Consider the following 18,622-nt stretch of genomic DNA (forward strand, 5'->3'; position numbering starts at 1 on the left):
GGAAGCATGCGATTGAACCGTTCCGTCCTGACCGCTGCCGCATTCGCCGCGCTGGCGGTGGGGACCACGACCGCGCTGGCGGCGCCCGCCTCGGCCGCGCCCAACACCACGCCGCAGAAGGTCTGCGGAAGCGCCTACAAGACCGTGAACTCGGCGGCCGTCGGCTCCCAGGGCACCGTCTATCTGACGTACAACGCCTCGAACGGCCAGAACTGTGTGGCGACCATCCGCAACAACCCGGGCACCGCGGTGAACATGTCCGCGTACGTCTACGTCCCCGAAACCCAGGAAGGCGCCGGCGACGACGGCGCGTACACGTCGTACGCGGGCCCGGCGTACGTGTACGGCAAGGGCCACTGCATCGACTGGGGCGGCAGCATCAACAACGTCTTCGTACAGATCACGGGCTCCAACTGCGCGGCCCTGAAGGAAAACAGGGTCACCTCCACCCGCTGACCCCCTCGCCGCGCAGGTGACCGCCCTGCACGACCACACCCTCCAGTACGGCCGCTGCTCCGGGACGCGTCCCACAGCAGCGGCCGTCCGCCTGTCCCGGCCCTCGCGAACATGCTCCACCCCGCGAAAACGCCGAGCGGCAGACGAGTCGGGCTGGTCCTTGAAGTGACGGAGCACTTGGGGCGGAGTAGCGTCTGGTGGTCAGTACCGGGTCGAACCCGCTACGGGCACGGGCCGCCGGGTCGCCGCTGAGCAGCGCGGGTACAGCACGGCCATGAAGTGCGACCTACCGGAACCGAACGAGCCGTGCAGGTAGGCGGCCTTGGAGCGGTGCCCGACGAGCGAGGACTTGATGAGCGCCAGCGCCTCGTCGAAGTTCTCCAGCAGCCGCTCACGCTCTCCACCTGACGGCTTCCGCCACCGCTTGCACTCGATCGCGCGGGATGTCTGTCGTCAACTGGCTGCCCGGCCGGGCTCTCGGTATGGTCGAAGGTATGGCAACCAAGAAGTACACCGTGACGCTTCCCGAGGAGCTGGCCGAGGCCATCCGGGCCGAGGTCGGCCCCGGCGGCTTCAGCCGCTATGTCACGCACGCCATAGAGCGCCAGCGGGAGCGGGAGCGGTTGCACGAGGCGGTGCGGTGGTGGGAGTCCGAGTACGGGGAGATCACCGAGGCGGAACTGGCCGAGGTCGAGGCCGAGCATCGCGACCTGGAGCGGCAGCACGCCGAGCGGGCCGGCGCCCGCGAAGGCAGTGAGCAGCCGCACGAGCGGAAGCGGGCTGCCGCATGACCGGAAACCGGATGTACGTACTCGACAGCGAAGGGCTGTCGCGGTGGGTGCGCGGGGAGCGCCGCATGGGCGCCTACCTGCGGCACGCCGACGACGCGGGTATCCCGGTCGTCACCACCTCGATGACACTCATCGAGGCTTACGATCCGACGTGCCACCTCCCCAAGTGGCACTGGGCACTCTCCAAGATCCGGGTCGAGCCGGTGACCGAGGAGATCGCCAAGGAAGCGACCGGCCTTCTCCAGGAGACCGGCCTGCACGGCCACAAGTACGCCATCGACGCGGCCCTGGCCGCCGTCGCGCTCCGGCAGTCCGGCCCGGTCACCGTGTTCACGTCGGACGAGGACGACATGCGCAAGCTGTGCGCCGACCGCGTGGTCGTCGTGAAGCTCTGAGCCGGACACGGCCCGTCCCCCTTCGCAGCTCGCTCCCTCCGGTGTGCCCGTGCTCCCCCTGACGCCCGGACGTGGCGCACCGGCCCGGCCCGGCGATGCCCGTCCGCCGCCCCGGCCCGGGGTCGGCCACCGGTCCAGATCGTTGGGGAGAATCCGGAAATACGGGTCGGCGGAGACACACGCGACCTGCCGGTCCTACGAACGCCCGCACGCGGAGCGTCACCGGTGGAAGCCGTTCGGGCGGGCATCGGCCGGACACGCACCGCCGTCCCCCGCATCCCCCGTCATCCACCGGCTGGTTGCGGCGGGCGCCACGGGCACCAGGTCCGCGGGGGTCGCCGCCGAGACACTGTCGAGCAGGATGCCGTGGCTCTGTACGCAGCGCGCGCCGGCGGCGTCGACCAGTTCGGACAGGGACTGGTCGAGGAAGGCTCTGAGGGCTGTCCCGGTGCGAGCACGCGGCAGTACGGCACCGATGGCGGTGTCGTAAAGAGTCCCGATGTGCCCCGGGTGGGGCGCGTCGAGGACCTGCGCCTCAGCAGTGGCGAACCCGGCCCGGGTGAGCAGACGTCCCCAGACAGCCAGGCGGTAGCTGTAGCGGTAGGTGGACATCGCCTTTGCGGCGAAGCCGCCCTTGCACATGCCCTGCGGCCCGTACGCGCCCGGGATGGCCGGAGGCTGCGAGAACACGAAGACGTTACCGGGCTTGAGCCGCCGGCGGACAAGCGGGAAGAGACGGCCCGGGTCGGCGAACCAGGCGGCCCCGTCAGAGGTCGAGCGGTGGCGTGTCGTCGCTCGGAAGGGGGCGGACCCCCGTCAGCATTCGTTCCTCCAGGACGGTCGCGTAGATGGCGGCGCGGGTGGCGGCGGGATGGCTCGGAGGCCAGATACCGCGGCGGAAAACACAGCGGCGGCCGCGGAAGAGCACCACTGCCGTAGCGGCGATGATCATGTCGTCGGCCGTGTCGTGGACGACGTCGTGCGAGAGCGACTCGAACTCACCGCCCCGTCGCTCGCACAGATCCTGGACAGCACGACGGGCGGATCGCAGGAACGCGTCGGTGTACTCCTGCGGTCCGCCCCAGGCGGTGTGGGCGTCAGCCACCGCAGTTGTGCATCGCGGTGTCCGTGGAGGCGAGGACGACCTCACCTCCGGCGGCGGGCAGGACGAGATGGACCCCGTTGACCTTGAGTCCGGCATCGGTACCGTTCGAGGGGATCTGTTCGTTGAGAATGAGCCGACCCCCTCCGAGCAGCGGGATCTCCGTGTTCGGAGCTCCCGACACGGTAACCGGCACTCCCGCGATCTTCAGGGTGAGTGTGGTGCTGCCAGTGGTCTTTCCGCACGTGCTGGTGGAGGTCGCGGTGAGGCCGGACACCTCGATGAGTGGCACACCGGTCAGTCCGATGCGCGCCTGTGCCACGGTGGACGACGCAGTGACTTCGCCGGGGGCGAGTGACGTGGTGACCTTCGGACAGAGCTTCCGCACCGACAGCAGGGGAGAACTGAACTCCGCCGAGCAGGGGGTGGCGGTCGTGGTCGCGTCCGCCGTGCGGACGGTACCGGTGTCCGGCTGCGGCTCGACGTCCAGCAGCGGTACGCCGAGGAGGGCGACGTGCGCCGAGACGCCGTAGGCGCGCCCCGTCGCGTACTGGAGCTTCAGTTGCGCGGAGGTGTCGGAGGCCAGGTAGCCCGCGTCACCGGCGAAGGACGCACGCAGCGTGACAGTGGCGGAGTCGTTCAGCGGCTGGTCGACCGAGGCCACGGTGCAGGTCGCAGAGCCCGCGCCGTCCGTTGTGCCGGTGCACGCCTGCTCGTCGTCGCCCGTACCGAGGGTGAAACGCACACTGCGTCCCGACACCGGGTCGCCGCCGAAGTCCGTGAGGGCGGCGCTCAGTTCGGCCGGAGTGCCGTTGGCGAGGTGGGTCACGCCGGTGTAGTCGAGCTTCGTGGGTGAGGTCAGCCCCAGTCCGGCGGCGGCGCTGGAGGCGTTGTAGTCGTCGTCGCCGGCGAACGCGGCCGCTATGGGTACCGCGTTCCCTGAGTCCTGTGACTGGTCGACCGCGTCGATGGTGCAACTCGCGGAGCCCGAGGCCGTGGTGGTGCCGGTGCAGGTCTGCTCCGCGGCCCCGGTTCCCAGGGCGAACCGTACGGTACGGCCGTTGATCGGAGTTCCGAAAACGTTGGTGAGTCTCGCCGAGAGCCTGGCCGGGGAACCGTTCACCACTGCTGTGTCACCGGTGTAGGCGAGACTGGTGTCCACTTTGTGGGGCTGTTCGGGGCCGGGACAGTCAGCGGCTTGGAAGCAGGGCAGGAAGAAGTAGGCGGTGATGATCCCGAACGGCCTGCCGTCGCCCGAGCGCGAATCCCTGTGCGTTGCGTACACGACGACCAGACTGATCTCCGTGTTGGTGCAGATCACCCGGTTGTCCGGAGCGGGCACGCAGTAGCCACCGGTGCCAACGGTCTCCTGGATGTCCTCGTGGTCGGGTACCACTCCGTGCGCCAGGATGTGACGTCTGCCGAAGCCGTCCACCGGAGGGTTGCCCTGCGGGTAGTCGACCTGTCCCTCGCGCAAGGGGACGTCGTTGCCCAGGGCCCCCTGGAAGGTGTCGACGACGGTCCAGTCGATCATGTTCGGATTCGGGTCGCCCGGGTCGGCAGATGCGGCTGCCGGCGCCAGGAGGACACCGAACAGGCTGAGCAGCAGCGCGAGTACAGCGTTCGGTAAACATCTGAGAGCCCGGCGGCCGGCCGGGACGCGTGCGACTGTGTGCGCGTGGCCTTGCAGGACTGGCATGGACATCCCCTCCCTCTGGCCGGGCCGACCAGACGACGGTCCGGCGCCCCGGCGATGCCCTGACCGCCGAGGACCACCACCCTGCCCAATAGGCAGGGCCATGACAAACCTTTCCCCGTTCTGGCGTGCCCGATCGACGCCGGCGAGCAAGGCGCGAGCCTCGGCAAAGGGCCGTGGAGGCGGACATGCGCGGGGCCCTCGGCAAGCGCACGGCCGCCGAAGGCCCTGCGATCGGTGCCACCTCTGTCAGAGCGCCGCGAACTCCACGAAGGCGGCCCACGCCTTGGGCTCTACGTCCAGTGCGGCGCGGGTTGTGTCCTTTGAGTCCCGGACGTGGACCCTGGCGGGGCGGGTGGCGACCTCGACGCATTCGCCGCCCGAGCCCGTGCTGTAACTGCTTTTGAACCAGGCCGACTCAGGTACCGGCTTTATCAGCTGTTGGGCGTTCATCTCTCTCCAAGCAACTTCTCTACGACGGCCAGCGACGCGCGCGGAGTGAGCGCCTGGGCCCGAAGGATGCCGTACTGCTCCTCGATCTCCCGAACCTGCCGCCGCTCCGTGTAGAGACGGCTGTCCTTGTACGCCTCCACGTAGGCGATCCTCTGCCCTTCATGCGTCTCGATCAAGGTGAAGGGGCCTTCCAGCCCAGCATGCTCGTCCCGCTCGATCGGCATCACCTGGATTTCCACGTTGCGCCGGTGCCCATACAGCAGAATCTGCTCCAACTGGCCTCGTATAACGGCCCGTCCACCGAGCGGTCGCCGTAGAACGAACTCCTCAATGACAAAGCTGATGGTGGGCATCGGGGCCCGGGAGAAGGTTTTCTGGCGTGCCAGGCGAGCCGCAACCCGCTGGTTGATGGTCTCCTCGTCCAACAGCGGACGCCACATGGCGAACACCGCCCGAGCGTAATCTTCCGTCTGCAACAGCCCCGGTACTGCCTTCGTCGCGTACACATGCAGGGCTGCCGCCTTGACCTCCAGCCGTGCCGCATCCCGGAAGAACGCCGGATACTGAGCCCGAGCCACCTCCTCCTTGCTCACGCTCAACACCCCACCGGAGTCGAGCACTTCATCGGCCTGGTCGATGAACTTCGGCGGCGGGATGCGTCTCGCCTGCTCGAACGACGCGATCGTCGAAGCCGAGTACCCGGTCAGCGACCCGAGCCTCGCCCGGTCCAGGCCCGCCCGCTCCCGGAACAGCTTCAACTGCCGTCCGAACACGCACAGCATGCCCGTTCCGACTTCATACTCCGGCTGCTGAACCTCGTCGTCCATGCGCAGCTCCTCTCGTACAACCGCCCAGTCGGCCAACTCGGGGCCCGGGAACCGGTCACGGCCAACACCGAATACAGGCGCACCGCCCGCGTGTACAGCCCGTACCCGTCAGCGCATCACTCCTGGTCAACGCTACGCAGAGTTGGCGATCGTTGACCCTATGAAGTCAGCAACTCCCCCGAACGGGCATATGCCAGAGCACTCCGCACCCGAACGCGAGTTCTCCATGCGCTTCACATCAACACCGCGCGGTGCCCGCCTCGCCCGCCGACTCGTCTCGCACCGCCTGGACGACTGGGGGCACCCGTACACGACCCTGGTCAACGAGACGCTCACCCTGATCACGGCCGAACTGACCGCCAACGCCGTACGCCACGGCCACGTTCCTGGCCGGGACTTCCACCTCCACCTGGTCCTGGCCGACGGCATCGTCCGCGTCGAGGTGACCGACACCCGCGCCGAGAAGCAGCCGCCGCCCAGTCCCCCGGCGGCCGACTCACTTTCCGAGTCCGGCCGGGGCCTACTCCTCGTCGAAACCCTCGCGGATGACTGGGGCGTCAGCCCTCGCCGAGCGGCCCCGGGCAAGACCGTGTGGGCGGAACTGCGCGTGCAGCAACAGGGCCACCCACGCACGCAGCGGGTGGCCCCTGAACCCACGGAAGTCGATCTACTCCTGGCTACTGCTTCACTGCTGCGCGACGACCTCGGGTCGCAGTCACAGGACGCCAGCCGCGGAGGTCGTCGTCAGTGAGGCCGTGCTCGCCCTGCTTCTGCTGGCGGTAACCGGCGAAGAAGTCCGCCGGGGAGCTCAGTTGGGGCGACATCGGTGGAGCGCTGAAGTCGGGAGCGAAGACTGTTGGGCGTTGGGCAAAGCCAACCCCGGGTTACGTCCTGGCCTGCTATGGCACAAATTCAGTCCTGGACGAAGACGGAAACGACTGGAGCGAAGAAGCGGGAGACCTGTGGGCCTGCGTTGACCCCTCTGACGGTGTCATTCCCGATTAAATAGGCAGATCGCGGGAGGGTTGACTCCGAGAGGAGTCAACCCTCCCGCACCATTCTTGCGAAATCTGCACTGCTTCACAGGGACAGAAATGAGTGGCAAACTGTGACTAATTCCAAGAAGATTCAAATAGCTCTATGGGTGATCGCAATAGCGGCAGGAATTATTGTTGGAATTTTGACCGTTGATTAGAACCGGGCTGAAGTAGCCGCGACCCCGTCAACCGCACCGACCCCACGGGCCTCTTGAGTCTCCCCGACATCGGCGAAGCCATCGGAGGAACAGCTTTCCAGTAGACGCCAGTTCACCTAGGGATACTCTTCCTGTGAAACCCTGAGGGCTGCCGTCAACGCTCCTGCACCTGGCGGCAGCCCTCGGGTTAACAAAGGAGTACCGCCTCGAAGAATGACTCGCAGAACAGGAAATTCCGACGTCGTGCCGCCGCCATCTACGCTGTGATGGGCGCAATTATCGCAGAGGCAGCAGGGATTAAAGAACGGAAAGGGCCTCCGACGCAGGTCAGAGGCCCTTTCCAAAGTAAAGCCGCAGGTGGCGGCAGACGAGTCGGGCTGTACGCCGGGGAGAGTCGCCGCAGCGCTATCACCTGCGACAACGCATCAACGGCGCCCCTCTGTGGCTACTTTGCTGGCTACGTATGAACGTCTTCTCTACGCGTCGATCCCGTTGCCGACAGGGCGGGTGCGATGCAGACACCTGAACGCCTCGCGTAGCTTACGTTCCATCCCTGCCGCGCCGAAGACGTCGGGGGCGAGGGAGTAGAGGCAGAACCCACCTCGGGCCATGATCCATTCGTGCGCTGGATGGCCTACGTACTTCCTGTGAGGGCCACGCTTGATATGCCCCCTGTGCTGCGATACCCGACCACGCACTCCGCGCTCCGATCCCCCCTTGCCGATGTAGACGATCGACGACTCCCCAAGTGGGTAGGTGATCCTTGCCTCGCCGCCCGCCAGGAACACATAGACACCCCTCCGCGTCGGGAGTTCAGCCGGCCACTCGTTGAGCAGATCAAACATGCCGGTGAACGGAGGCCAGCCGTCGGCTTCCAGGACGTCCTTACTCAGCTGGTGCAGCGTGGGGTCTGGGTGCTCAATCACGCCACGACCGTACGGGCAGGGACTGACAGTTGAGGTTGCGGTAGCCAGAGTGGCACCCAACCCTTTGTCCAACATGTGGACACCCTTCGTGACTTGCATCACTCCCCAAATGGATCGTGCAGCGCACGCAGGGATTCTCCAGCGATGGGTCCGCGAATATAGAGGCGCTAAGCCTTGCGGCACAATAAGGCGCCTCGACCGATGACTCACCCGAACTCAAATCGCAGGGGCCGGGCAACGAGGAATTAGCCCCGATCGTGGCCCTGATGAGGGCCTACGGCATCACTGCGGAGCCTTCTGGGCGGCGGTGCCCCCAGCCCGACTTCCAGCTTGCGGCTGGCTCCGGAAGATCAGAGGCCACCCATTTCAGTGCGGTAAGTAGGCGAGAAATGGCGAGGCCGTGGGTGATCGACTAAAGGGGCACTGAGGCCCAGGTGACGTGGCCGCCCTCGTCACCGCAGTACTGGCCGACGTCGTCGGTGAGAGCGCGCACGAGGTATAGGCCGGGCTCCTCCTCCGGGGAGGGCAGGGCGCCGCCCATCTCGCCGACGGACACGGTGATGTGCGCCCCGTCGAACGCGACGCGGCCGAGCACGTCTGTGCTGTGTCGGCCCCGCGCGGTGATGTCCACGAGTTCAGCGAGCACCTTGATGGCGTTGCTCGCCGCGGCTGCGGTGCCGGGCGCGTCCTTGAGGAGCATGGGCAAAGTTATCCGCGCGAAGGCGGCGGCGCGGGCCATGGCGTCGACCGGCTTCGTCTCTGGGCCGATGGTGAACGTGATGTCTCGGTCCATCGTGAGGTGCTGCCACATCGTCGACGGCATGGTCTGCAGGCGTCGTTCAGTGGGGGAAATCGTCACGTTGATCCATCCCGTCAGTCGAGCCCTACTCGAATACTAGTTCGATGGCTCCTACGATCCCAGTAAGGGAGCCCGCCCATGGCACCCGAGCGACCCAGCTCCAGCTGGTCGAGCAACCTGAGTTAACATCTTAAGCCGATGGTTGATCGTCGCACTCACCGAGGTCAACTGAAATGAATGGAGGGAGAGGCACCGCCGTGACCCATGCCCACGGGACGCAGTTGCCTGCGGAGGGGCCCGATGAGGGCAGCTTCGCGGAGCGTCTAGATTTCTTGTGCACTAACGATCCAAGAGGCCCGTTTACCAATCCGACGGTCGTCAAGATGCTGGAGGAGCAGGGGTTGCCCAGCTTCTCGAACACCTACATGTGGCAACTTCGCACCGGCCGGGCCGACAACCCGACGAAGAACAACATGGACGGGCTCGCAGACTTCTTCGGCGTGCCGAAGGACTACTGGTCCAGCCGGGCCACGGCCCAGATCATCAACCGCCTGATCGATCGCCTCAACGGGTTCAAGGCCAACGGTGCGACGCCGGAGCAGCTGCATCGGCAGCTCGTCAGCTTCACCAAACGTATGAGCGAGGGAGCGGCGCCCGAAGCGCTCATCGCGCAGTTGGACGAGCTGGCCCGAATGAACGAGCAGGGAGTGAGCGCGAGCACCCTGAAACGCTTGCAGGACGCCCGGGTGACCAGCATCGCTATGCGGGCCGCCGGACTGTCCGACGAAGGTCTCTCTGCTGCCGCAGCAATGATCGAACAGGTCCGCCGACTCGAAGGCCTACCAACCGAGCCCACGGACCAGCCCGACACCGGCCGGGAGCACACCTGACCACCAGCACGAGGAGAGCGATCCATGAGGCGCCGCCGCTCACGCCGCACCGGCAAAGCTGAGCCTTCGATATCGGTGGACCCTGTTCTCGAAGAGAGCCGCAGATTCGTTCAGTCTCTGGATCTCCCCCGTGCGTCGAGCGTGCGCGATCTGCGCGGCTACATCGAGACCCTGATCGGTGAGCCCATCCAGATCGCGCCTGGCCGCCCCGCCGGCGGAGACACGCCCTGCGGCATGGTGGTCAAGAGTGGCGGAGTCCACTACGTCAGGTACGACCCTGACACCAGCACCGCCCAAGATTTCATCATCGCCCACGAGTTCGGCCACCTCCTGAAGGGCCACAGCGGCAACCGCGTGGAACCCACTTCCCAGGAGGGGATCATCCTCGGCGACGTCGATGTGGACCTGTGGGCCACCGTCCTGGGACGGACGAACTACGCCGAGACCATCGAGCGCGAGGCAGAAGCCATCGGCTCGTTCCTTCAGGCACACGTCATCACCAGCCGCCCTGCAACACAGAGCGAGTCGGCTGACCGCATCACGCGCACGCTCATGCGGCGCGAAGACTGACCAGACGGAAACAGTGAAAGACATACTCCACCCGCTGTGCCTGATCATCGCGGGCTCCGGCTTCCTGCTGCTCCTACGCGACCTACGCACGGCCTGGCGCACCCCCCAGCAGCGCGACCCTGCACTCGTCGCGCTCGCCTTCACGTACCTCTTCTCCGCGATGAGCTACGCCATCTCCCTGACCTGGGTGTGGGTACGCATTGACGGCGTGTTCGGCGTGACCAACATCGCCGTACCCCTGGCGCAGGGCTGCGTCATGCTCGTCTTCGGCCTCCAGGCCAGCGTCCTCGCGTTCTGGACGAAGCCAACTGAGCAGGGGGCACGCCGCGCGAAGTTGCTGATGGCCGGCGCGATCTCGGTGATCACGGTGATGGCAGTCCTCTTCGCGCTCCTGACTCCCGTCTCGCAGCGCCCCACGGACTTCACGCTGTACTACGCGCACGACCCGGCGTTCCAGGCGTACCTGCTGCTCTACATGTGCACGTACACGGTTGCCGAGATCTACCTCGCCCGCGTGTGCTGGAAGTACGCCGGAGAGATCAAGGACCCGTGGATCAGCCGGGGACTGCGCCTGATTGCCGTCGGCGCCGTCATCACCCTCGGCTACAGCGGCATCCGCCTGTGCGCCATCCTCGGAGCCGAGTTCGGCTTCAGCGTGCGGCCCGCCGAGCCCTACGCCTGGATCTGCGGCGACATCGGCGCCACCCTGACCCAGATCGGCTACTTCATGCCCATCGTGGCCGCGCGCCTGCTGGGTGCCCGCCGGGAACGCCAGCAGTACCAGCAACTCGAACGGCTCTGGCAGGCCGTCTCCGCCGCGGAGCCGAGCATCGTCTTCGTCGAGCCCGCCAAGGACTCCCGCGACCGGTCGTTCGACCTGTACCGGCGCGTCGTAGAGATCCGAGACGCCCAGATCGAGCTCCGCCCCTACCTCGCGCCCGAAGCGCGCGCTCTTGCTGAGACCCGGCGCTCCGCCTGGTGGCGCCCCGCGAAGTACCAGGCCGCCGCAGTCACTGCCGACCAGATCTGTGCCGCACTCCTCCAACGGGAGGACGGGCCAGTAAGCAGCCCGGCTACCTACGCTGACGCGGCCTTGAACACCCCGACCCCGCAGCAGGACCTCCGCCACCTCGTCCGCGTCGCCCACTACTTCACGGCACCGTCGACGAAGCCCGAGGTCCCATGCGCCCCTGGAGTCCGCACGTGAACCGCAGAACCCTCCTGGCCGCAGCCGCCACCACGGTGGCCGCAGCCTCCCTGCCGAAGACGGCCATCGCGGCACCCTCAGCCGCAGCAACCAAGGACGCCATGAACAGCACCGCCCCGTACCGCTCGACCGCACGCGCCCAGCTCTCTGCCCTGCGGCGCGGCACCATCACGGCCCGCGCCCTCCTGGACCAGGTGCTCGCCCACCACGCCAAGGTCAACCCCGGACTGAATGCCGTGGTGACCCTGGACGCAGAGGGTGCCCGCGCCGCCGCCGACAAGGCAGATGCTCACCTTGCCGAGACCGGCCGCACCCTGGGCCCGCTCCACGGCCTGCCCATCACGGTCAAGGACGCTCTGGAGACGGCGGGCCTGCGCACCACGTGCGGCAGCACCGACCTGAGCGACCATGTCCCCAGCGCCGACGCGGACGTAGTCGCTCTGCTCCGCCAGGCCGGAGCCGTCATCATCGGCAAGACGAACGTGCCGACGATGTGCCAGGACATCCAGACGAGCAACATGATCTTCGGGAAGACGAACAACCCGTTCTCTCCCGACCACACCGCCGGCGGTTCCTCCGGCGGGCCGTCCGTCGCCGTCGCTACCGGCCTCAGCGCCCTGGAGGTCGGATCGGACCTCGCCGGATCGCTGCGCCTGCCAGCCGCGTACTGCGGCGTGTTCGCCCTGCGCACCTCACGTGGCACCTCCCCGATCGTCCCCACCCGCGGACACATCCCCCGGCCGCCCGGCTGGCTCACGTCCAGCGACATGCTCACCCTGGGCCCGATCGCCCGGGACGCCGCCGACCTCGACCTGCTCCTGGACGTCCTCGCCGCCCCGGCACCGGCCGACAACGCCGCGTGGAAGATCGACCTGCCCGCCCCGTCGACGACCCGCCTCGGCCAGTACCGGGTGGGCCTCTGGGCCGACGATGCGTTCTGCCGCGTGGACGCCTCGACACGCAACCTGATGGACCAGGTGGCCAGCGCCCTACGTACCTCCGGCGCCAGCGTCGACGACTCGACGCGCCCCGTGGACTTCGAGGCGAGCAACACCCTGTTCGAGCGTCTGATGTACGCCACCTCCGCAGCCTCGGCCACCGACGAGGCGTTCGCCGGAGAGGTGAAGGCAGCCGACTCTGTTGCTGACGATGCTCCGTCCGCTCGCTACCTCAAGAGCCGCACCATGCGTCACCGCGACTGGGCACGGGCCGACGAGGACCGGCAGAAGCTGCGTGCGAAGTGGGCCGCCTACTTCGCCGAGCACGATGTGCTGATCACCCCGGCCGCGCCGACCGCCGCCGTCCTCGACCAGACGTCCGTGCCCGCCGCGGACCGTTACATCACCGTGGACGGCGAGAAGCGCAGCTTCTTCGACCAGACGAGCTAGGTCAACCTGGCCTCTCCCGTCGGCCTGCCCGCGGTGGTTATGCCCACCGGGCAGACCCGCGACGGTCTGCCGCTCGCCGTCCAGATCATCGGCCCCTACCTGTCCGACCGCACCGTCATCGCTGTGGCCAAGCTGCTGGCCAAGACGCTGCCCACCCCGCCGCAGGCTCCCGCCCTGACGGCCTGACAGACCCGGGTGCGTCCTGCCTTCACGGGGGTGAGGCGAGGCGCGCCCGTACAACGCGAAGACCCCGGCACACGCACCGTGCCGGGGTCCTTCTCGTTCGGCGGTGTCACCATGAGGAAGTCGTCAGGGGCCGTACGTCGATCGCGTCCATGCCGGCGGCGCGGGCCGCGGCGTGACCTTCGTCAGCGTCCTCCACCACGAGGCACCGGCTGGGGGCGACACCCAAGCGTTCCGCAGCCGTGAGGAAGAGGTCGGGAGCGGGCTTGCCGTGCACCGCATCGCGGCGGGTGACGATGGTATCGAACAGTGGCTCCAGGCCCGTCGCGGCCAGGCCAGCGCGCACGACTTCGTCGCCTCCACCGGATGCGACCGCGCAGCAAAGGCCCAACTCCCGCCCCTGGTGCACCCACTGGACGACGGTGCTGAACTGAGCCAGTGAGTGGATGTCCCGGATGATCAGCTCTCCGCAGTGCGTGAGGATGTCGTCGAAGGGGGCAGTGACGCCCAGTTGTGTCAGCAGATCGTCGCCGGAAGCCCCCAGACGTGCCCGGTACCAGAGCTGGTCCAGCGCGACGCCGTGCGGCTCCAATGCGATCGCCAGCGAGCGGAAGTTCAGGGGCTGCGAGTCGACGAGCGTCCCGTCCCAGTCCATGATCAAGGCGTCGTAGCGTGCGAAGTCCGGTTCCATCCCGCAGTCCTTCCCTCCTCATAGACGCGGCATCCGTGAGGAGAGTCGGCGCGGTTCGGCGGTCACCACAGACCGGACTGGCACGCGTCTTCGAGCGCCTGCCGCTCCTCGGCCGCCTTGGTAGCCGCATCCTGCTGACGGAGCAGCGCGATCAGCGGCGCCTGCGCCTGGGCACGGGCGCGCTTGCTGTCCTGCAACTCGGTCGACGTCGCCCACCGGACCATGACCTCGTGGTCGCCGACGCCGGGCGCCGCGGCGATGACCGTGCACTTCAGGTGCGGCTGCTCCAGGCGCCCGCTGACCTCGGCCAGAGTGCGCAACCAGTTCGGGCCGTACGCGCCTGCCACGACGACGAGCGTTCCCGTCTGGTCGTGCTGCTGCCGTACGGCGAACCCGTCGCGCTCGTGCCGGCCAGGGTCCTTCTCCTCCTGCTGCTCGTCCCAGTTGAGGGAGAGCGCGGTAAGGCCGCCGGAGGTCAGGTGCGCCGCGATGGTGTGCGTTCGGGTGGTGCGGGACATGGGGGGGGTCTCCATCGGGGTCGGGGCGGCCCGGTTGCTCTCCGGGCCGATAGGCCCCGGCCGGGCGGCCGGGGGCGGTGCGGGACGGTCAGGCCGCCAAGTCGAGACGGCCCCGTTCAACGCGCGCCAGGTACTCGCGGGTGGCCTTCTTGCCGACGTAGCGGGAGAGTGCTGTGCCGTGCGGCGGGCGTTGCAACTCGCCGTGTTCGGCGTCCAGCGCTCGGGCCCGCTCGATGATCTGGGCCATGGACAGGCCGTGCTTGAAGTCGGCGCCGACCTTCTTCTCCACGGCTACGAACTCGTCGGCCTTCTTCGGGCGCAGCCGCGCGGCGAGCACTACGTCTGCCTCGCACCCGAGGACACAGAAACTGCAGCTCAGGCGGCTCATGCCCCAGTCGTACGCCTCGTGGTACGGCAGGCCGGAGCGGGCGATCTCTTTCCAGACCTCAACGTCCGACCAGCCGTGCACCGGCCTCCAGGTCGTCACATGCCTCTTGCCGTTGCTCGCGGGTCGGTCGATCTCGACAGCGGCGAGCTTGGCGCGCGGAGCGGATTCGGCGGCCCTCTGGCCAAGGCAGTTCAAGATACGCACCGGGCGTCCGAGGTCGCCGCGTTCGTTGACGAGCCGGGTCATCAGCTTCCGGATCGGGCCTCTCTTTAGGTCCGAAGTGCACCATCTCGCTGAGCTCGAAGGCCAGGCGGGGGCGACCTTCGCCGCGGCGGGGTCAAGGCCCTGCTCGCGTGCTTCCGTCTCGGCCTTCGCCTTCAGCTTGAAGAACCGTGCGACAGTGCGCGCGAGGAGGTCGCCGCCCTCGGCCTTGACCACTTCGAACCGCACGCCCAGTCGGCGGGCTTGCTCCTCGGCCAGCTTGCGGGTGTTCGCCCACTCGATGTCCCCTAGGTCCGCGTGGACGACGACGATGCGGTGCAGGAGGCCGAGCTTGGCGGCCAGGGCGCACACGTGGGAGGCCATGGCCTGGGAGTCTTTCCCACCGCTGGAGTTCAGGAGAATCCAGTCGGCGGCGCGCAGTAGCGCGCTCGGGATGGTCGTGGCCGGCACTTCTGGGACGGACGGGTGGACGCGACGGAGACGGGTCTTCTTTGGGGCGGGGGCTTCGGCGAACAGGGCCAGTTGGGCACTCACGGGTTCCTCGGCAGGGGTGAGGGTGCGGGGCGTTCGGAACGGGGCCGGGGCGCGGGCGGGCGCGCCCCGGCGGTTGGGCTAGGAGGGGTCCTCGACCAGCCATTCGTCGAAGTTGTTGCCCTGCACGGTCCAGACGTCTTCGCGGTCGGTCTTCCAGCCGCTGCCCGGCACCCACTTCTGGGTACGCATGAACGCCTCGGGGATGACGCCCCTCTCCAGGACCTCGGCACGGTTGAGGACGGTGGCGGTCCAGTAGTAGACGGTGCGGCCTGTCAGCGCGCGGGATGTCCCTTCGTCGAGCCGGACCCGCAGTCCGCCGAGGGTGTGCACGATGTGGCCTTGGGCGAGTTCGGCGGTGTTCTTGATGAGGACGGCCGGAGCGGTGGTCATGACTACCTCGTGATCTCGTGATGAAGGATGGGGAGGGTGCCGGGGCGCGGAGGTCTGCGTCGCGCCCCGGCGGGGTGGGTCAGGCTGCGAGCGCGGCGCGGGCGTCGGTGTCCCAGGCGGGGACGGTGAGGCCGAGTTCGACGTACCGGGCGGCGCGGGCCTTGGCGTTGTGCGGTCCGGAGAACGTGCAGCCCTTGTGACGGCGCGGCGGGGCGGGGTTGGTGCCCTTGCGCTCACGCATGTGGCTGTAGAAGACCTCGATGTCGACGCCGTCCAGCAGGCAGTGCAGGGCCCACCGGTGTTCGCTGCCGGGGTAGCCGTCGTGGGCTCCGGCGCACCGGGTGCGGGTGCAGCCTTCGGGCTCCTGGACCGGCTTGGTGCGGGTCGTGTAGCCGAGTTCGAGCATCCTTAGCCAGGCCGCGGCGAGGGAGTCCCGGTTGCGCTTCACGTCGGGCAGGAACGGGGAGAGGTATGGCGCAGTCATGGCGCACGGGCCCTTTCGGTTCGGGTCGTGTCGGCGGTTGCTCTCCACCAACACTCCAAATATTACAGCACGCGTCACGCTTGGTCCACCTGCCCCAGGAACTCAGGCCATCACCTCCACGTTCGACGCGCGCTGTTCCCCGTGCACGGGTTCCGGGGTTGGCGCGAGGCGGCCTCCAAGTGACTGAGGCGCGTCAAGCCTCAGCCACTGGAACTGAAGGACCTGTGTCAGCCCGTGAGGCCCAGTGCTGACATGACACACAGACAGAGCGTCATGGACACTGCGAATGCTCCCGCCCCGCAAAGGACAGCGGCGGGCAACGCCGCATCACTGGACCGGGACAGCAGGGCGGCGCCTATCGCCACGACGAGCGACACCAGTCCCGCGATCAGGACGAGCAACAGTTTGACTGCGAAGGTGAGTTTCAACGACCGATGGCCTTCCCTGAGGGAGGCGGTCGAGCCGGAGGCGGGCAGCATCAGCTCGACCACCTATTGAATGGTGGTCAAACTGAGCCCCGCTGACGTTCAAGCCTCAGGAAGATGCTTTGTCACCCCGAGCACCGCGGGTTAGCGGGGTAACCCCGCCTACTGTTCCGGATCGGGAATACGCCTTGGTGGCCGATGTGCTCCACAGTACGTATTGACCCACCAACAGGTTCCCAACCACGTCAAAGCTGGGGCCGTCTGCTGATAGCACGAGTTTAGCAGCGGCCACGCGCTCTGGCAGGTGTGCAGGGGCGGTTGAGCCAGTGGCACGCCTTGCGTGGTCACGCTGGGGCTGGGTCGGTGGTGCCTTGCGTCCGTGGTCGGGGCTGGTCCAAGTACTTCAGGTAGTGCTGGACGATGTCCTCGGCGAAGGCCGCGACGTAACCCTGAGCGGTCCGGAGATTCAGGGGTCCGAGCAGGGCCGCGCCGATATGGATCGGCAGTCCCCCGGTGACGATCTCGATGGCGAACAGCCGCCGGAAGCCGCGCGGAGTAAACTTCTTTCCGGCGAGCGCCGGGCTGATCGCCGCGGTCACCTCGCAGCTCCGGCCAATCATGTGGAGCACCGCGCCGGCGGCTATGACCCCGCCGGTCCGTGCGACAAGACGGTGCGTCGCTTGTCGGGTGGCTCAGCCGGCACGGCGAACAGGGCGGCCTGTGCCTTGGAAACCACCAGCCGGTGCGGGCCTGCGGGTTGCTCTCCCGTCAGAGGCCGGGGCACGGCGCGCGACCGTGCCCCGGTGGAGAGTCAGTGGGCGGGGTGGGTCAGGAAGTCGGCGATGGTCTCGGCGACTGCCGCGGAGTCGACACGGCAGTCCACCGGGCCGCCGTCGCCGCTGATGAACAGCGGGTCGCCGATGGGGGCGCCGTCCTGATCGTGGATGAACAGGGTCCAGCCGGTGTGTGCGGCGGGAACGTGCTCCACCGACGGCGCGCGGTCGCCTACGGACAGGTGCGGCTGGTTGCGGGAGTCCGCCGCGGGGGTGGTCGGGTCGAGGGGGATGGCGTAGCTCATGCCGACGTCGTCAGTGTGCGCGGTGATGCCCCAGTCGGTGAGCGCGGCAAGGAGCACTCCGCCAGCGGACGGGCGGGGGGTGGTGAACCACTCGGCGACAGCTCGCGCGCACAGGTTCACGTCGCTGCCAGGCGTCTCGTAGACGGTGGCGATCTCGGTGTAGTCCGGCAGGCCGTCGGGCTCCCAGGCGACGGCGTAGTAGCCACTGCCGTCCCGGTTGCGGGGCTGGATCACGACGTGTTCGCCGAACGGTGCCCGGCTCTGCGGGACGTCGGCGGAGTGCGCGATGAGAAGGCCCTCTTCGTCGTAGAAGGCGGGGACGTCGGCTGCGGCGAGTGCTTCGAGCACGGTGGCGTTGAACACGGGGCCTCTTTCGTTCGGGTCGGACGGCGGTTGCTCTCCGCCGGAGGTGCGGGCGGGCGCGGGGGCCCTGGTGGGTCGGCCTACAGGTCGACGGGGGCGTCGGGGTGCTCAGGGCACTTCCCGTACCGGCCGCTGCGGGTGCGGGTGCGGGTGCGGGGGTGGACGTGCCTGCGCCCGGAGAGGCTGCACCCGCCCTTGGCCTCATTGCAGTTGGTGACGCAGGTGCAAGCGTCGTCCTGCTGGGGCGCCGCGAGGCGGGGGGCGTTCTTCACGGCGCGCTGCGCCATCCAGTGGACGTAGCGGATGCCGACATGGCGGGACAGGTCCTTGACCAGGTCTTCGCCGAATACGGCCAGCTCCGGCCAGTCGGCGAGTGCTGCGGTGAACTCCTCGTCCGTGAGCTGCGGGACGCGCCACTCCTCGGGCCGGGACACGCCGAGGTTGCGGGTGATCGTGTCGTCGAGGATCGTCCACGCTTCGACGATCTCCGTGGCGAGGTCGTCGCGCTCGCCCATGCGGTCGATCTGCCAGCCCAGGGACTCGTCGGTGCCGGCCGATCGGGTGCGGTCGGCGTTCGAGCGCCATTCGCTGGTCCTCATGCGGAGGGTGGAGAGCGCGGTGTCTCCGTTGGTGGGTTTCATCGTGGGTGTC

24 protein-coding genes and 2 pseudogenes are annotated in these 18,622 nt (G+C 67.9%); 9 read left to right on the top strand and 17 right to left on the bottom strand.

The genetic code is table 11. From position 1 onward, the window contains the following. The first annotated feature begins 6 nt into the window (after positions 1-6). Positions 7-456 carry a spore-associated protein gene (locus tag ACH4DZ_RS18235; protein WP_398288143.1) on the top strand — a complete coding sequence of 150 codons (450 nt, stop codon included), beginning with the start codon at positions 7-9 and terminating at the stop codon, positions 454-456. Positions 457-643: 187 nt separating this feature from the next. Here ACH4DZ_RS18235 and ACH4DZ_RS18240 read toward each other — a convergent pair. Beyond that, positions 644-849, bottom strand: a pseudogene (locus tag ACH4DZ_RS18240) (hypothetical protein); the annotation flags it as partial. A 101-nt stretch (positions 850-950) separates the two neighbouring features. Here ACH4DZ_RS18240 and ACH4DZ_RS18245 point away from each other — a divergent pair. Next, on the top strand, positions 951-1,247 hold the full coding sequence (locus ACH4DZ_RS18245) for a hypothetical protein (protein WP_398288144.1): 297 nt from the start codon (positions 951-953) through the stop codon (positions 1,245-1,247). After that, positions 1,244-1,642, top strand: coding sequence for a PIN domain-containing protein (locus ACH4DZ_RS18250; RefSeq protein ID WP_398288145.1), 399 nt, complete (start codon positions 1,244-1,246; stop codon positions 1,640-1,642). Before ACH4DZ_RS18245 ends, ACH4DZ_RS18250 begins: the two co-directional genes overlap by 4 nt. Positions 1,643-2,119: 477 nt before the next feature. Here the strand turns inward: ACH4DZ_RS18250 and ACH4DZ_RS18255 are convergent. From ACH4DZ_RS18255 to ACH4DZ_RS18275, 5 genes and pseudogenes are all read right to left on the bottom strand, one after another. Continuing rightward, positions 2,120-2,407: pseudogene (locus ACH4DZ_RS18255) on the bottom strand (SAM-dependent methyltransferase); the annotation flags it as partial. Position 2,408: 1 nt separating this feature from the next. Beyond that, a complete protein-coding gene (locus ACH4DZ_RS18260) occupies positions 2,409-2,747 on the bottom strand; it encodes a hypothetical protein (RefSeq protein ID WP_398288146.1) in 339 nt (112 codons plus the stop codon). Then, positions 2,740-4,443, bottom strand: coding sequence for a choice-of-anchor P family protein (locus ACH4DZ_RS18265; RefSeq protein ID WP_398288147.1), 1,704 nt, complete (start codon positions 4,441-4,443; stop codon positions 2,740-2,742). Before ACH4DZ_RS18265 ends, ACH4DZ_RS18260 begins: the two co-directional genes overlap by 8 nt. A 246-nt stretch (positions 4,444-4,689) precedes the next feature. After that, positions 4,690-4,893: a DUF397 domain-containing protein gene (locus tag ACH4DZ_RS18270; protein ID WP_398288148.1), complete on the bottom strand. Its 204-nt coding sequence runs from the start codon at positions 4,891-4,893 to the stop codon at positions 4,690-4,692. Next, positions 4,890-5,720, bottom strand: a complete 831-nt coding sequence (locus ACH4DZ_RS18275) for a helix-turn-helix domain-containing protein (protein ID WP_398288149.1) — start codon at positions 5,718-5,720, stop codon at positions 4,890-4,892. Before ACH4DZ_RS18275 ends, ACH4DZ_RS18270 begins: the two co-directional genes overlap by 4 nt. A gap of 190 nt (positions 5,721-5,910) precedes the next feature. Here ACH4DZ_RS18275 and ACH4DZ_RS18280 point away from each other — a divergent pair, with 190 nt between their 5' ends. Beyond that, entirely contained in the window at positions 5,911-6,471 is a 561-nt protein-coding gene (locus ACH4DZ_RS18280; RefSeq protein WP_398288150.1) for an ATP-binding protein, read from the top strand. A gap of 920 nt (positions 6,472-7,391) precedes the next feature. Here ACH4DZ_RS18280 and ACH4DZ_RS18285 read toward each other — a convergent pair. Together ACH4DZ_RS18285 and ACH4DZ_RS18290 are read right to left on the bottom strand one after the other, a co-directional pair. After that, complete coding sequence (locus tag ACH4DZ_RS18285) at positions 7,392-7,841, bottom strand: hypothetical protein (RefSeq protein WP_398288151.1); 450 nt, start codon at positions 7,839-7,841, stop codon at positions 7,392-7,394. 412 nt (positions 7,842-8,253) lie between these two features. Further along, positions 8,254-8,700 carry a hypothetical protein gene (locus ACH4DZ_RS18290; protein WP_398288152.1) on the bottom strand — a complete coding sequence of 149 codons (447 nt, stop codon included), beginning with the start codon at positions 8,698-8,700 and terminating at the stop codon, positions 8,254-8,256. A 323-nt stretch (positions 8,701-9,023) separates the two neighbouring features. Here ACH4DZ_RS18290 and ACH4DZ_RS18295 point away from each other — a divergent pair, with 323 nt between their 5' ends. Genes ACH4DZ_RS18295 through ACH4DZ_RS18315 form a run of 5 tightly spaced genes read left to right on the top strand, consistent with a single transcriptional unit; the run spans position 9,024 to position 12,881 of the window. Then, positions 9,024-9,530: a hypothetical protein gene (locus tag ACH4DZ_RS18295; RefSeq protein ID WP_398288153.1), complete on the top strand. Its 507-nt coding sequence runs from the start codon at positions 9,024-9,026 to the stop codon at positions 9,528-9,530. 24 nt (positions 9,531-9,554) lie between these two features. Beyond that, positions 9,555-10,100: a hypothetical protein gene (locus ACH4DZ_RS18300; protein ID WP_398288154.1), complete on the top strand. Its 546-nt coding sequence runs from the start codon at positions 9,555-9,557 to the stop codon at positions 10,098-10,100. Between the two features lie 13 nt (positions 10,101-10,113). Further along, the gene (locus ACH4DZ_RS18305; RefSeq protein WP_398288155.1) at positions 10,114-11,307 is read left to right on the top strand and encodes an MAB_1171c family putative transporter; all 1,194 of its coding nucleotides are present in this window, start codon (positions 10,114-10,116) and stop codon (positions 11,305-11,307) included. Continuing rightward, positions 11,304-12,695, top strand: a complete 1,392-nt coding sequence (locus ACH4DZ_RS18310) for an amidase family protein (RefSeq protein WP_398288156.1) — start codon at positions 11,304-11,306, stop codon at positions 12,693-12,695. Before ACH4DZ_RS18305 ends, ACH4DZ_RS18310 begins: the two co-directional genes overlap by 4 nt. Before the next feature lie 39 nt (positions 12,696-12,734). Next, complete coding sequence (locus ACH4DZ_RS18315) at positions 12,735-12,881, top strand: hypothetical protein (protein ID WP_398288157.1); 147 nt, start codon at positions 12,735-12,737, stop codon at positions 12,879-12,881. Positions 12,882-12,987: 106 nt separating this feature from the next. On the opposite strand, the gene ACH4DZ_RS18320 is transcribed toward ACH4DZ_RS18315, so the two are convergent. From ACH4DZ_RS18320 to ACH4DZ_RS18360, 9 genes are all read right to left on the bottom strand, one after another. Beyond that, entirely contained in the window at positions 12,988-13,569 is a 582-nt protein-coding gene (locus tag ACH4DZ_RS18320; protein ID WP_398288158.1) for an HAD family hydrolase, read from the bottom strand. Positions 13,570-13,631: 62 nt separating this feature from the next. Beyond that, positions 13,632-14,087 carry a hypothetical protein gene (locus ACH4DZ_RS18325; protein ID WP_398288159.1) on the bottom strand — a complete coding sequence of 152 codons (456 nt, stop codon included), beginning with the start codon at positions 14,085-14,087 and terminating at the stop codon, positions 13,632-13,634. A gap of 88 nt (positions 14,088-14,175) precedes the next feature. Next, entirely contained in the window at positions 14,176-15,231 is a 1,056-nt protein-coding gene (locus ACH4DZ_RS18330; protein WP_398288160.1) for a phosphoadenosine phosphosulfate reductase family protein, read from the bottom strand. Between the two features lie 78 nt (positions 15,232-15,309). Continuing rightward, entirely contained in the window at positions 15,310-15,621 is a 312-nt protein-coding gene (locus tag ACH4DZ_RS18335; protein WP_398288161.1) for a hypothetical protein, read from the bottom strand. A 79-nt stretch (positions 15,622-15,700) separates the two neighbouring features. Continuing rightward, the gene (locus tag ACH4DZ_RS18340) at positions 15,701-16,105 is read right to left on the bottom strand and encodes a hypothetical protein (protein WP_398288162.1); all 405 of its coding nucleotides are present in this window, start codon (positions 16,103-16,105) and stop codon (positions 15,701-15,703) included. A 227-nt stretch (positions 16,106-16,332) separates the two neighbouring features. Next, positions 16,333-16,596, bottom strand: coding sequence for a hypothetical protein (locus tag ACH4DZ_RS18345; RefSeq protein WP_398288163.1), 264 nt, complete (start codon positions 16,594-16,596; stop codon positions 16,333-16,335). Positions 16,597-16,874: 278 nt separating this feature from the next. After that, positions 16,875-17,150, bottom strand: a complete 276-nt coding sequence (locus ACH4DZ_RS18350; protein WP_398288164.1) for a hypothetical protein — start codon at positions 17,148-17,150, stop codon at positions 16,875-16,877. 191 nt (positions 17,151-17,341) lie between these two features. After that, positions 17,342-17,971: a hypothetical protein gene (locus ACH4DZ_RS18355; RefSeq protein WP_398288165.1), complete on the bottom strand. Its 630-nt coding sequence runs from the start codon at positions 17,969-17,971 to the stop codon at positions 17,342-17,344. 80 nt (positions 17,972-18,051) lie between these two features. Further along, positions 18,052-18,612, bottom strand: a complete 561-nt coding sequence (locus tag ACH4DZ_RS18360) for a hypothetical protein (protein ID WP_398288166.1) — start codon at positions 18,610-18,612, stop codon at positions 18,052-18,054. Positions 18,613-18,622: the final 10 nt, after the last annotated feature.

The sequence above is a fragment of the Streptomyces sp. NPDC017991 genome (assembly GCF_044328075.1).
In the GTDB taxonomy this organism is placed as follows: Bacteria; Actinomycetota; Actinomycetes; order Streptomycetales; family Streptomycetaceae; genus Streptomyces.